Source organism: Rhizobium sp. WYJ-E13 (genome assembly GCF_018987265.1).
In the GTDB taxonomy this organism is placed as follows: domain Bacteria; phylum Pseudomonadota; class Alphaproteobacteria; order Rhizobiales; family Rhizobiaceae; genus Rhizobium.
On the sequence record NZ_CP076853.1, the window covers coordinates 3,840,525 to 3,853,120 of the forward strand.

10 protein-coding genes are annotated in these 12,596 nt (G+C 59.8%); 5 read left to right on the forward strand and 5 right to left on the reverse strand.

Annotated features, from left to right (window positions below):
• Positions 1–7 precede the first annotated feature (7 nt).
• A complete protein-coding gene (locus KQ933_RS19080; RefSeq protein WP_216758950.1) occupies positions 8–784 on the reverse strand; it encodes a DeoR/GlpR family DNA-binding transcription regulator in 777 nt (258 codons plus the stop codon).
• A 209-nt stretch (positions 785–993) separates the two neighbouring features.
• Between KQ933_RS19080 and KQ933_RS19085 the strand changes: the two genes are divergently transcribed.
• The 4 genes from KQ933_RS19085 to KQ933_RS19100 all read left to right on the forward strand — a co-directional run bounded on the left by KQ933_RS19085 (position 994) and on the right by KQ933_RS19100 (position 4,331).
• Positions 994–1,863, forward strand: a complete 870-nt coding sequence (locus tag KQ933_RS19085; protein ID WP_216756312.1) for a DMT family transporter — start codon at positions 994–996, stop codon at positions 1,861–1,863.
• Between the two features lie 153 nt (positions 1,864–2,016).
• Positions 2,017–2,790, forward strand: a complete 774-nt coding sequence (locus KQ933_RS19090) for an amino acid ABC transporter substrate-binding protein (protein WP_216756313.1) — start codon at positions 2,017–2,019, stop codon at positions 2,788–2,790.
• Positions 2,791–2,892: 102 nt separating this feature from the next.
• The gene (locus KQ933_RS19095) at positions 2,893–3,573 is read left to right on the forward strand and encodes an amino acid ABC transporter permease (protein WP_216756314.1); all 681 of its coding nucleotides are present in this window, start codon (positions 2,893–2,895) and stop codon (positions 3,571–3,573) included.
• Positions 3,570–4,331: an amino acid ABC transporter ATP-binding protein gene (locus tag KQ933_RS19100; RefSeq protein WP_216756315.1), complete on the forward strand. Its 762-nt coding sequence runs from the start codon at positions 3,570–3,572 to the stop codon at positions 4,329–4,331. Before KQ933_RS19095 ends, KQ933_RS19100 begins: the two co-directional genes overlap by 4 nt.
• A 43-nt stretch (positions 4,332–4,374) precedes the next feature.
• On the opposite strand, the gene KQ933_RS19105 is transcribed toward KQ933_RS19100, so the two are convergent.
• The 4 genes from KQ933_RS19105 to KQ933_RS19120 all read right to left on the reverse strand — a co-directional run bounded on the left by KQ933_RS19105 (position 4,375) and on the right by KQ933_RS19120 (position 10,491).
• On the reverse strand, positions 4,375–4,947 hold the full coding sequence (locus KQ933_RS19105; RefSeq protein ID WP_183734505.1) for an NADPH-dependent FMN reductase: 573 nt from the start codon (positions 4,945–4,947) through the stop codon (positions 4,375–4,377).
• 128 nt (positions 4,948–5,075) lie between these two features.
• A protein-coding gene (locus tag KQ933_RS19110) for an IS630 family transposase (RefSeq protein WP_216756194.1) occupies positions 5,076–6,022 on the reverse strand; the annotation gives its coding sequence in 2 pieces (ribosomal slippage) (positions 5,076–5,681 and positions 5,684–6,022; 945 coding nt in all).
• 146 nt (positions 6,023–6,168) lie between these two features.
• Positions 6,169–9,633 carry a pyruvate carboxylase gene (gene pyc / locus KQ933_RS19115; RefSeq protein WP_216756316.1) on the reverse strand — a complete coding sequence of 1,155 codons (3,465 nt, stop codon included), beginning with the start codon at positions 9,631–9,633 and terminating at the stop codon, positions 6,169–6,171.
• Between the two features lie 117 nt (positions 9,634–9,750).
• Entirely contained in the window at positions 9,751–10,491 is a 741-nt protein-coding gene (locus tag KQ933_RS19120; RefSeq protein WP_216756317.1) for a LuxR family transcriptional regulator, read from the reverse strand.
• 308 nt (positions 10,492–10,799) lie between these two features.
• On the opposite strand from KQ933_RS19120, the gene KQ933_RS19125 reads away from it, so the two are divergent.
• Positions 10,800–12,563: a glucan ABC transporter ATP-binding protein/ permease gene (locus tag KQ933_RS19125; RefSeq protein WP_216756318.1), complete on the forward strand. Its 1,764-nt coding sequence runs from the start codon at positions 10,800–10,802 to the stop codon at positions 12,561–12,563.
• Positions 12,564–12,596 lie beyond the last annotated feature (33 nt).

A 12,596-nucleotide genomic window follows, 5' to 3' on the forward strand; every position in this document is an offset into this window, starting at 1 on the left:
GACGGCCTCACGCCGTCTTCTCCGCAACGATCGTCCGGCACCCGCGTGCACGGTATTCCTCGAGCATGAGAGCATCGGCGTCATGCTCTACGACAAGGCATTCACAATGCGCGACCGGCAAAATGCTGTGCGGCGCTGCTGTGCCGAATTTTTCCGATGTGGCCGCAACCATGATCCGCTTGCTCCTGGACGAGGCGAACCGCTTGAACTCCGCGTCCTCGAAGCCGAACGTCGTCAATCCTGCCTCGATATCGACGCCACAGGCGCCCACAATACAGAGGTCGGGCGAAAGCTGCTCCATGTCGCGCAAGGCCTTGGCGCCGAGCGAGCCACCGGTCTGACGGTCGACCAGGCCGCCGATCAGGATGACGTTGACTTCAGGTTTTTCGATCAGCGCCACAGCGATCGCCGGCGCATTCGTCGCTGCGGTCAGCGGCAAATCAGCCGGCAACGCATTGGCGATTGCCAGATTGGTGCTGCCGGCATCGAAGAAAACCGTCATGCCGGTGGTGATTTCGCCTGCAGCGGCGCGCGCCAGAGCCTGCTTCCGGTCGGCCCCAAAACTCATGCGCTGGGTCAGGCTCCCGCGCGCTGGCGAGACCGGCAATGCTCCGCCATAGACCCGTTCGCAGAGGCCTGCTGCAGCCATCTCGCGCAGGTCACGCCGCACCGTGTCTTCAGAGACCCCGAATTCGAGCGCAAGTTCCGCAGCCAGTACGCGGCCATGCGTCTTGAGCCGCTCGGAAATCACACTCTGACGTTCTCGCAACAGGAAATCCTGCATGTTCATACCAGATTAATCTATCAAAACCCACAATCATGCATAAACACTGACGATCGTGCATGCAACATGCACGGTCACACGTTTTCTGACGTTGTGAAACGAAGCTCCACCAGCAGGGCGAAATCTGTCCTATTGACCGGCTCCAAGGGTACGAATATCGATCAGGCATTCCCGATTCCTGCCGGCATGCCGGCCTCCGGTGTATTCCCGTGAAAAACTCCGTCAGCTTGGGCATCGTGCTCACGACAGCAGCCTATATGGCGTTCACCTTCCATGACGCGATCGTCAAGGTTTTGACATCAGCGATCCCCGTCTGGCAGATCCTGTTTTTCCGCAGCCTCACGATCCTTGTCGGCTGCCTCACCTATGGCCGCGGCAAACTTGTCCATCAGGCTGTCACCTCTCCGATCATCAAACCGATGATCGCCCGCAGCATCCTGCTGCTTTGCGCCTGGCTTTCTTACTATACCGCCGCAAGCCACCTGCAACTCGCCGAAGTCACCACCCTTTACTACGCCGCTCCCGTCGTCGGCACCGTGCTTGCTTGGTTCATCCTGAGAGAGGAAGTGACACCCGCACGTTGGCTTGCGGTCGGCGTCGGCTTCGTGGGCGTGCTCGTCGCCTGCAATCCGGCCGGCCTGACTATCTCCTGGTCAGTCTACCTGGCGCTGCAGGCAGCCGTGCTCTGGGCATCGGCCATGGTGCTACTGCGTAAGACCTCGTTGCATGAAAAGACCATAATTCAGCTAGCCGTCTCCAATGTCTTCTTCCTCATCATGACCGGAATCGCCGTCATCTATACTTGGCAGACGCCGACCCTCACACAACTCGGTCTGCTCATCGGCACCGGCGTTGTTGCCGGCTGCGCCCAGTTCGCCCTTTTCGAAGGCATGCGTCAGGCGCCGGTTTCGGTGCTCGCACCCTTCGAATATACCTCGCTCGTCTGGGCCTTCATCCTTGGCTACCTGATCTGGGCCGACATTCCGACGCACAATGTCGTTGTCGGCGCGGTCATGATCCTTGGAGCGGGTTTTATCATTATCGTCAGCGAGAGGCTGCGCCATCGAGCCGCGGCGTGATACCGGTTTCAGCCGGATTCGTAACCAGAATGGCGGCTTGAGAAAAATATTCGCAGTTGCCGCTTTTATTTGCAGTTTTCTACGCTTCCGATGCCGCAATTTTCTGCGATGTATCAGCCATCCGAACACACTTTTCCCAAGGATGGAAGAACAATGAACTGGTTGAAAACTGTCGCCGCTGCTGCCCTCATTCAGGCTGCGGCCCTTCTGCCTGCCCATGCCGGCGAAAACCTCAGCGCCATCAAGTCTGCCGGCGTGTTCAAGATCGGCACGGAAGGCACCTATGCCCCGTTCACCTATCATGACGAAAGCGGCAAGCTTGTCGGCTTCGACGTTGAGATCGGCGAAGCAGTCGCCACCAAGCTCGGCGTCAAGGCAGAGTTCGTTGAAGGCAAGTGGGACGGCCTGATCGCTGGCCTCGACGCCAAGCGCTATGACACGGTCATCAACCAGGTCGGCATCACCGATGCGCGCAAGCAGAAGTACGACTTCTCCGAACCCTATATCGCGTCGAAGGCCGTACTGATCGTTCGCGACGGCGACGACAGCATCAAGTCCTTTGCCGATCTCAAGGGCAAGAAGTCCGCTCAGTCGCTGACCAGCAACTTCGGCAAGCTCGCCACGGAGGCGGGTGCCGAACTCGTCGGCACCGACGGCTTCGATCAGTCGATCCAGCTCGTCCTGACGAAACGTGCCGATGCGACGATCAATGACAGCCTTTCCTTCCTGGACTTCAAGAAGCACAAGCCGGACGCTCCGGTGAAGATCGTCGCCCAGCAGGAAAATGCTGACTATTCCGGCATCATCATCCGCAAGGGCGAACCGGAACTGCTCGAAGCGATCAACAAGGCGCTCGCCGACATCAAGGCTGACGGCACCTACAAGAAGATCGCCGACAAGTATTTCGGCCAGGACGTTTCCAAGTAAGTCCTGACCGGCGGTTTCGCGCTGCCCCCATATCATTTATAGCTGCATGAGAAAGCGTCCGGCGAACCCTCGCCGGACGCGTCTTTTCTTGAGGACACGCCCTTGCCGCACTGGCTCCAACTGATGGCGGAATCACTTCCCTCGCTCCTCTGGGCGGGGCTGATCTTCACCATCCCCTTGACCCTGCTTTCCTTCGCCTTCGGATTGATCCTGGGCCTGATCACCGCGATCGCCCGTCTTTTCGGACCGGAGCCTGTTGCAGCCATTGCCCGTTTTTATGTCTGGGTCATCCGCGGCACGCCTCTGCTCGTCCAACTCTTCGTCATCTTCTACGGCCTGCCGAGCATCGGTATCTTGCTTGATGCCTTTCCGGCGGCCCTGATCGGCTTCACGCTGAATATCGGCGCCTACAGCTCCGAGATCATCCGCGCCGTCATCTCCTCCGTGCCCAAGGGCCAATGGGAAGCAGCCTATTCGATCGGCATGAACTGGCGCCAAGCCATGAGCCGCACCATTCTCCCGCAGGCCGCCCGCGTTGCGGTGCCGCCGCTGTCGAACACTTTCATCTCGCTGGTCAAGGATACCTCGCTCGCGGCCGCCATCACCGTGCCGGAGCTCTTCCAGGCCGCACAGCGCATCGTCGCCACCACCTATGAGCCGCTGATCCTCTATATTGAAGCGGCGCTGATCTATCTTGCCCTGAGCTCCGTGCTCTCAACGCTGCAGCAAAGGCTGGAACGCCGCTTCGCGCGTTATGGCGGCATGCTGGAGGCAAATGCATGATCGAGCTTTCCAATATCGAAAAGCGCTTCGGTGACGCCGTCATCCTGAAGGACATCAGCATCCGCATTCCGGAAGGCAGTGTCACGGCTCTCGTCGGCCCGTCCGGCGGCGGCAAGAGCACGCTGCTTCGCTGCATCAATCTCCTGGAAATCCCGACCGCAGGCGTAATCCACCTCGGCGAAGAAACGCTTTCCTTCGCACCCGGCAAGCGTGTCGGCTGGCAGGCGATCCAGAAGATCCGTCGCCAGACGGGTATGGTCTTTCAGAACTTCCAGCTCTTCCCGCATCAGACAGCGATCGAAAATGTCATGGAAGGCCTGGTCACAGTCCTGAAATGGCCGAAGGAAAAGGCCCGCGAACGCGCGATGGAACTGCTGACCAAGGTCGGCATGGCGCACAAGACCGATGCCTGGCCCTCGACGCTTTCGGGCGGCCAGCAGCAGCGTGTGGCGATTGCCCGCGCTCTTGCGCCTTCGCCGCGCGTCCTGCTCTGTGACGAACCGACATCGGCACTCGACCCCGAACTTTCGGCAGAAGTGATCGATGTGCTGGGCCAGCTCGCCCGCGAAGGCACGACGATGGTCATGGCGACCCATGATCTCCGCCTCGCCTCCAAGATCGCCAATGACGTGGTATTTCTGGAGGCCGGCAGCGTGGTCGAAACGGGCAGCGCCAGGGCGATCTTCAATACGCCGGAGAAGGAGCGCACCAAGCGCTTTATCTCCACCATCAATGCGGCGCACACTTACGATATCTGAGGCAATGCCGGGATGCGAACATCCCGGCACACGGAAATTCCAATTAAGCGGCCGTAACGACGGCGCGTGCCGCCTTCAGCGCATTGCCCCACCAGGTCAGCTGATCGAGCAGGTTCTTGGCGGCTTCGTTCAGATGCGCGTAGTCGCCGAGGTTTTTGCCTTCCTTGAGAACCGAGAGATATTCCCCGAACGAGATGTGAACGGCCGTCTTGACGGAAGCCGCGCTCATTTCGACGAAGACCAGGCGAAGATGTTCCACCGCACGTGCGCCCCCGACGCCGCCGTAACCGACGAAGCCGACCGGCTTCTGGATGAATTCGCCGAGATCGATCGCGTTCTTCAGAACGGCAGTCGGGGCGTGATTATACTCGGCGGCCGTAAAGATGAAGCCATCGAATTCGCGTAGCTTCTTCTTCCAACGCTCGGCGGTTTCGCTTTCCGCCGCGGTGGCGCGCGCTTCACCGAAGAAATGCATGGGGTAGTCGAGAAGATCGAGAATTTCGACTTCGAGTTCGGAACGCTGACCGACGAGTTCGGCGATCCACTTGGCCGGATGCTCGGCGAAACGGCCAATGCGCGTGCTGCCGACGATGACGGCAATCTTCAACTTGCTCATAGAGATGCTTTCCTGATTGGTCTTGGGGCTGGTGGTGAGAGCGGAATTCTATGAGAAAGCCTCCTCGCCCGGCAAGGCGAGAAGGCTGCTAACTCTCAGAAAAATCAGCTTTTTAGAGCGGGATGATTTTAAGTCCGTTCATATCCGGCTTCCTTGAAGTAGTTTTGGCATTCCTGTGGTGAAACTGTCTTGAGGATGGCTGCGATGGCCTCGTCGATCGCGTGGCGAGTTCTGGCCTGTGCCTCGCGTAGCCAGTGCTTGATCTTGGCAAAGAGCTTTTCGATGGGATTGAGGTCAGGGGAGTATTTGGGCAGGAAGAACAGTTTGGCCCCAGCCTTGCGGATCGCGGTGCGGATTGCTTTTGCCTTGTGTGAGCCCAGATTGTCCATCACGACGATATCGTCTGGCTTGAGTTCGGGGACCAGCACCTTTTCCACATAGATCAGGAACCGCTCGCCATTGATCGGGCCGTCGATGATCCATGGCGCGCTGACGCGGTCGGCGCGCAGGGCGGCAATGAACGTCATGGTGTTCCAATGGCCGAAGGGCGCCTGACCGGGCAACCGTTCGCCGCGCGGCGCCCAGCCCCGGAGCGGCGCCATATTCGTCTTCGTCCAGGTTTCATCGATGAAGACGAGGCGGGCCGGATCGACATGATAGCGATGCTTCAGCCAGCGGTTCCGTCGGGCGGCGACATCGGGCCGCTCGCGCTCGTCGGCGACCATTGTCTTTTTTTATAACTCAACCCTTCATCATGCACGAAGGTCCACACGGAGCGGTAATCGACCTTCAGGCCACGCTCGCCCAGTTCCGCGACCAGCCCGCGCAGGGTAAAAGCCCGTGTGCGGCAGCGCTCGAGCAGCCACTCCTGATGCTCACCGGCGATCGCCCGTGGCTTGTGCCCGCCCATCTGACCGGGGGCTGCGCTGCCCGTCTGGCGAAAGCGCCGCACCCAATCGATCGCGGTGCTGATGCCAATCCCGAAGCGCTTCGCCGCTGCCCGGCAGGACAATCCTTCGCGCGTCACCGCGCCGACAACGCGTTCCCGCAAATCATCGGAAAAAGGTTTTGCCATAAAGACCGGCCTCCTTTACCGGTCTCAATGGTGAAGCTGATTTGCGGGAAAAAGGGAATCCCCTTTTCGATTCCATCTAAAATCATCCCGCTCTAGCAAGCCAATCGGACACAATCGGTGATATCGGAGATAACGTCGCCTTCTGCTCAACCGGCATAGACGACGAGCAGATCCTTGGCATCGATCTGGTCTCCGGCCTTGACCAGCACTTCCGAGATCGTTCCGCCCTTCTCCGCATGCAGCGCCGTTTCCATCTTCATCGCCTCGATGGAGACGAGTACGTCGCCGGCACTGACCGCCTGTCCCGATGCGACGAAGACGCGCGAGATGACGCCCGGCATCGGCGCACCGACATGGACCGCATTGCCGGCTTCCGCCTTGCGGCGGACGGCGGCACCCGACGCACCATGCGCCCGGTCCGGCACCTTGATGCGGCGCGGCTGGCCGTTGAACTCGAAGAAGACGGTGACCATGCCCTGGCTGTCGGTCTGGCTTATCGCCTGATTGACGATGACGAGTGTCTTGCCCTTTTCGATATCGGCAAAGAGTTCCTCGCCATCCTTTAGGCCGTAGAAATAAGCGGGTGTCGGCAGCACCGAGACCGGGCCATAGGTATCCGAAGCCAGCGCAAAATCGGTGAAGACCTTTGGATACATGAGGTAGGAGGCGAACTCGAAATCGCTCACCTCACGCTCGAGCTTGGTTTCGATCGCCTTGCGCTCCGCATCGAGATCAGCATCGTCAAGCAGAGAACCGGGACGCACGGTATAGGGCTGCTCTCCCTTCAGCGCCTTCTTCTGCAGCGCTTCCGGCCATCCCGACGGAGGCTGGCCGAGATCGCCCTTCAGCATCGAAACCACCGATTCCGGGAAGGAAACCTCCCTGTCCGGGCTGACGACATCGGCAACCGTCAGATCTTGAGAGACCATCATCAGCGCCATGTCGCCGACAACCTTGGAGGACGGCGTCACCTTGACGATATCGCCGAACATCTGGTTGGCGTCGGCATAGGCCTGCGCCACCTGGTGCCACCGGGTTTCGAGACCGAGCGACCGCGCCTGTTCCTTGAGATTGGTGAACTGGCCGCCCGGCATTTCGTGCAGGTAGACTTCCGAAGCCGGACCCTTCAGATCGCTCTCGAAGGCCGCATACTGATTGCGAACCGCTTCCCAATAGAAGGAGATGCGGCGGATCCATTCCGGATCGAGGCCCGGATCGCGCTTGGAGCCGCGCAGCGCCTCGACGATCGAGCCGAGGCAGGGCTGCGAGGTGTTGCCCGAGAGCGCATCCATCGCCGCATCGACGGCATCGACGCCAGCATCCACGGCAGCAAGAACCGTGGCAGCAGCGATGCCCGACGTATCATGCGTATGGAAATGGATCGGCAGGCTAGTCGCTTCGCGCAGCGCCTTGAAGAGGACCTTGGCCGCGGCCGGCTTCAACAGGCCCGCCATGTCCTTCAGTGCGATGATATGCGCGCCGGCCTTTTCGAGCTGGACGGCAAGGTCCGTATAATATTTGAGGTCGTATTTCGGCCGGGCGGAATTGAGGATATCGCCCGTGTAGCAGATCGCCGCTTCGCAGAGCTTGTTTTCCTCGGCAACGGCGTCCATCGACACGCGCATGTTCTCCACCCAGTTCAGGCAGTCGAAGACGCGGAAGAGATCGATACCGCCTTTCGCAGCCTGGCGGACGAAATATTTCACGACATTGTCAGGGTAGTTCTTGTAGCCGACGCCATTCGCTCCGCGCAGCAGCATTTGCAGCAGCAAGTTGGGAGCAGCCTCGCGGATCAGCCCCAGACGCTCCCACGGATCTTCCGTCAGGAAGCGCATGGAAACGTCGAAGGTAGCCCCGCCCCAGCACTCCAGTGACAAGAGGTTCGGCAGCGCATGCGCATAAGTGCCGGCGATCCCGGCAATGTCATAGGTACGCATGCGGGTGGCGAGCAGCGACTGGTGTCCGTCGCGCATCGTCGTATCGGTCAGCAGCACCTGTTTCTGCTCGCGCATCCACTCGCCGAATTTCTTCGGGCCAAGCTGGTCGAGACGTTGCTTCGTACCATCGGGGATCTTGCCGCCATTGATATAGGGTACGACAGGCTTGGCGGCATCCTCTGATGGCCGCGGTCGATCCTTCGCTTCCGGGTGGCCGTTGACGGTGACGTCGGCGAGATAGGTGAGTAGCTTGGTGGCACGGTCCTGGCGCTTGACCTGCTGGAAGAGTTCCGGCGTCGTGTCGATGAAGCGCGTCGTGTAGGAATTATCCTTGAACTTCGGATGCGTAATGATCGCCTCGAGGAAGGTCAGGTTGGTGGCGACGCCGCGGATGCGGAATTCGCGCAGCGCGCGGTCCATACGGGAAATGGCTTCCAGCGGATTGGGTGCCCAGGCGGTCACCTTGACAAGCAAAGGGTCGTAGTAGCGAGTGATGATCGCGCCGGTATAAGACGTGCCGCCGTCGAGGCGAATACCGAAACCCGATGCCGAACGGTAGGCGGTGATGCGGCCGTAATCCGGAATGAAATTGTGCTCGGGGTCTTCTGTCGTGATGCGGCACTGCAGTGCATGGCCGTTGAGGCGGATTTCCGCCTGCTTTGGTACGCCGGATTCCTCAGTGCCGATCGCAAATCCGTCGAGAATGTGGATCTGCGCCTTGACGATATCGATGCCGGTGACGACTTCGGTGACCGTATGCTCCACCTGGATGCGTGGATTGACTTCGATGAAGTAGAATTTGCCGGTGTCGGCATCCATCAGGTACTCGACGGTGCCGGCACCGACATAGCTCGTTGCCTCCGCGATCTTCAGCGAATAGGCGGCGAGTTCCTGTCGCTGCGCTTCCGAAAGATACGGCGCGGGCGCGCGCTCGACGACTTTCTGGTTACGGCGCTGGATGGAGCAGTCGCGCTCGAAGAGATGCACGACATTGCCGTGCGTATCACCCAGGATCTGGCTTTCGACATGGCGAGCACGTTCCACCAGCTTTTCGAGATAGACCTCGTCCTTGCCGAAGGCAGCCATCGCTTCACGCTTGGCTTCCGTCACTTCGCGGGCGAGATCGGCTTCGGAGCGGATGACACGCATGCCACGACCGCCGCCGCCCCAGGAGGCCTTCAGCATGACGGGATAGCCGATCGTGGCCGCCATGCGGGCGACCTCCGCCATATCGTCCGGCAGCGGCTCGGTCGCCGGAACGACCGGAACGCCAACGGAAATGGCAAGGTTTCGCGCCGCAACCTTGTTGCCGAGTTGACGCATCGTATCGGCCCTCGGGCCGATGAAAGTGATGCCTGCGGCATTGCAGGCATCGACGAATTCAGGGCTTTCCGAAAGCAGGCCGTAGCCGGGATGAATGGCGTCGGCACCGGAAAGCTTGGCGACGCGGATCACTTCGTCGATCGAAAGATAGCTTTCGATCGGCCCAAGATCGCGGGCGAGATGCGGGCCGCGGCCGACTTGATAGCTCTCGTCGGCCTTGAAGCGATGCAGCGCCAGCTTGTCTTCCTCAGCCCATATCGCGACCGTTTTTATCCCGAGCTCGTTGGCCGCGCGGAAAACACGGATGGCGATTTCGGAACGGTTGGCGACAAGAATCTTCGATATGGGCAATGTACTCTCCTCAAAGCACGGAAACGGGCCATGCTGCACCCGCGAAGAGAATTCTTAACGCGCTGTTACAGAAAGTTCAATTTCCCTTGCCGTGACGAAATAGAATTTCTCTACATCTCAGGTGATCAGCCCGTGCCGGAAAGCCAGAGCCACCGCCTGCTGCCGATTCTTGGCCTTCAGCTTGTCCTGCAGGCCGTTCATGTACCAGTCGACGGTATGATTGGAGATCTTCAGATGCTTGCTGATCTCCATCGAGGTCATGCCCTCGGCAAGATAATGCAGGATTTCCATTTCGCGCCTGGTCAACTGCGTATCGCTGATCGGCACCGTTTCCAGCGTCGCAGCCTCGCCCTGCATATCGAGCAGCCGCCAGAAGGCCTTGCGGGCGATCGCCTCGAAAAGCGAGATCTCCGGCGGTGAAAGCTCAATCGGCCTGCCGCCGACGCTGAGGCTGCCGAGGATGCCGTTTCGCCCATAGATCGGGAAGATATAACCGTCTTCCAGCCCATGGCCGTAGGCATCGACCATCATCTGCTCCATGCGGCGTTGATGCGGGTCATCCCGGAAAGCCGCCATGCTGTCGCGCCAGCGGAAAGGCCGTTGCGCATGCGCAAGATACCGTACGGTCGGATCGACGAGCACGTATTTTTTCACCGCATAGATGTGCGACCATCTCTCCGGCCATCGGCTGGCCATAGTCACACCCCACGGGTTGTCTCCCTGCTTGGGATGACGAAGCAGACCGTAGAAATCGAATCCGCTCGCGCGGATCACCTTTTCGAGTTCGTCGAGCACACTTTGGCTATCGGAACTTTCCTCTAAAATGACAAGCAATTGAATTAAAGAATGAATTTGCACAAAATGCCCCTTGCCCGGACCAACGAGGCCGCCGGAGCAGGCCTGTTAACCCGCCGCTGAACGGTCTTTCCTAAAAATTGCAGTTCGCAAGTTGGATGGTGCGCTAGACGCTCCAGCGAATGCAAGCGCAAATTGTCGTGATGTATAGCTAAGCAACAATTTCAAAACCATGGTCACTTATCGCACTCTACGATCACAAATTTCGAAGCCGGATTCCAAACCCGAAGATCCCGTTAATCGTCGGTTCAGGTAGGTTTTTGTAGCATCGCACCATCCCGTTTTTCGCAGATGCAAAAAGAGGTTCCGACGTGTCGTTATTTAAGGTCTATGCAAGGGCTCTGCGCTATCTCGGCGCCTACAAGCTCCGCGTATCCCTCGTCGTTATCGCGAACATCGTATTGGCGGCCATCACCATCGCCGAGCCGATCCTGTTCGGCCGTATCATCGATGCGATTTCCGGCAAGGGTGAAGTCAAGCCAATCCTTATGATGTGGGCCGCCTTTGCGGTTTTCAATACCATCGCCTTCGTCCTTGTGGCACGCGAGGCAGACAGGCTGGCCCACGGCCGCCGCGCGACGCTTCTCACGGAGGCCTTCGGCCGCATCATCTCCATGCCGCTCGCCTGGCACCATCAGCGGGGTACGTCCAACGCGCTGCACACGCTGCTGCGCGCCTGCGAAACCCTGTTCGGCCTGTGGCTGGAGTTCATGCGCAACCATCTTTCGACAGTCATTGCGCTTGGCCTGCTCATCCCGACCGCGATATCCATGGACCTGCGTCTCTCCGCAGTCCTGATCGTACTCGGCATCGCCTACTGGATCATCGGCCGCGTGGTCATGAGCCGCACGAAGGATGGCCAGGCTTCGGTTGAGAACCACTATCATACCGTCTTCGGTCACGTCAGCGATTCCATCAGCAACGTCTCGGTGCTGCATAGCTATAACCGTATCGATGCCGAAACGCGTGCGCTGAAGTCCTTCGCCGATCGGCTGCTGCAGGCTCAGTATCCAGTGCTCGACTGGTGGGCGCTTGCGAGCGCGCTGAACCGCATGGCCTCCACGATCGCCATGATGATCGTGCTCGTCATCGGCACCGTGCTGGTCCAGAACGGCGAACTGCGTGTCGGCGACGTCATCGCCTTCATCGGCTTCGCTAACCTGCTGATCGCCCGCCTGGACCTGATGCGCCAGTTCGCCACGCAGATCTTCGAGGCCCGTTCGAAACTGGAAGACTTCTATAATCTGGAAGATTCCGTCCGCGAACGCGAGGAGCCGGCCGGCAACCGCGAGATCAAGGACGTCAAGGGCGACGTCGAATTCAACGACGTCTCCTTCGGCTTCGCCAACAGCTCGCAGGGCCTGCACAACGTCTCCTTCAAGGTGAAGGCCGGCCAGACGGTTGCGATCGTCGGTCCGACCGGCGCCGGCAAGACGACGCTCGTCAACCTGCTTCAGCGTGTCTACGATCCGCAGGGCGGCCAGATCCTCGTCGACGGCACCGATATCAGCAAGGTCACGCGCAAATCGCTGCGCCGCTATATCGCCACCGTCTTCCAGGATGCCGGCCTGCTCAATCGCTCGATCAGCGACAATATCCGCCTCGGCCGCGAGAACGCGTCGGAAGAGGATATGCGTCGCGCCGCCGAAGCCGCTGCCGCGTCCGACTTCATCGAGAACCGCGACGAGCAGTACGACACCCATGTCGGCGAACGTGGCAACAAGCTCTCCGGCGGTGAACGCCAGCGTATCGCGATCGCCCGTGCCATCCTCAAGGATGCGCCGATCCTGGTGCTGGACGAGGCGACTTCCGCGCTCGACGTCGAGACGGAAGCGCGCGTCAAGGCTGCGATCGACAACCTGCGCCAGAACCGCACCACCTTCATCATCGCTCACCGTCTCTCGACGGTCCGCGAAGCGGATATGGTGCTGTTCCTCGACAATGGCCGGATCGTCGAGCACGGCAGCTTCGATGAGCTCAGCCACTCCAACGGCCGCTTCGCTGCTCTGCTGCGCGCCAGCGGCATTCTGACGGACGATGAAGTCCGCAAGGCCCATACGACCGAAGCTGCCTGATCGGCTTCGCAAGGACACGACAAAAGGCCGGAA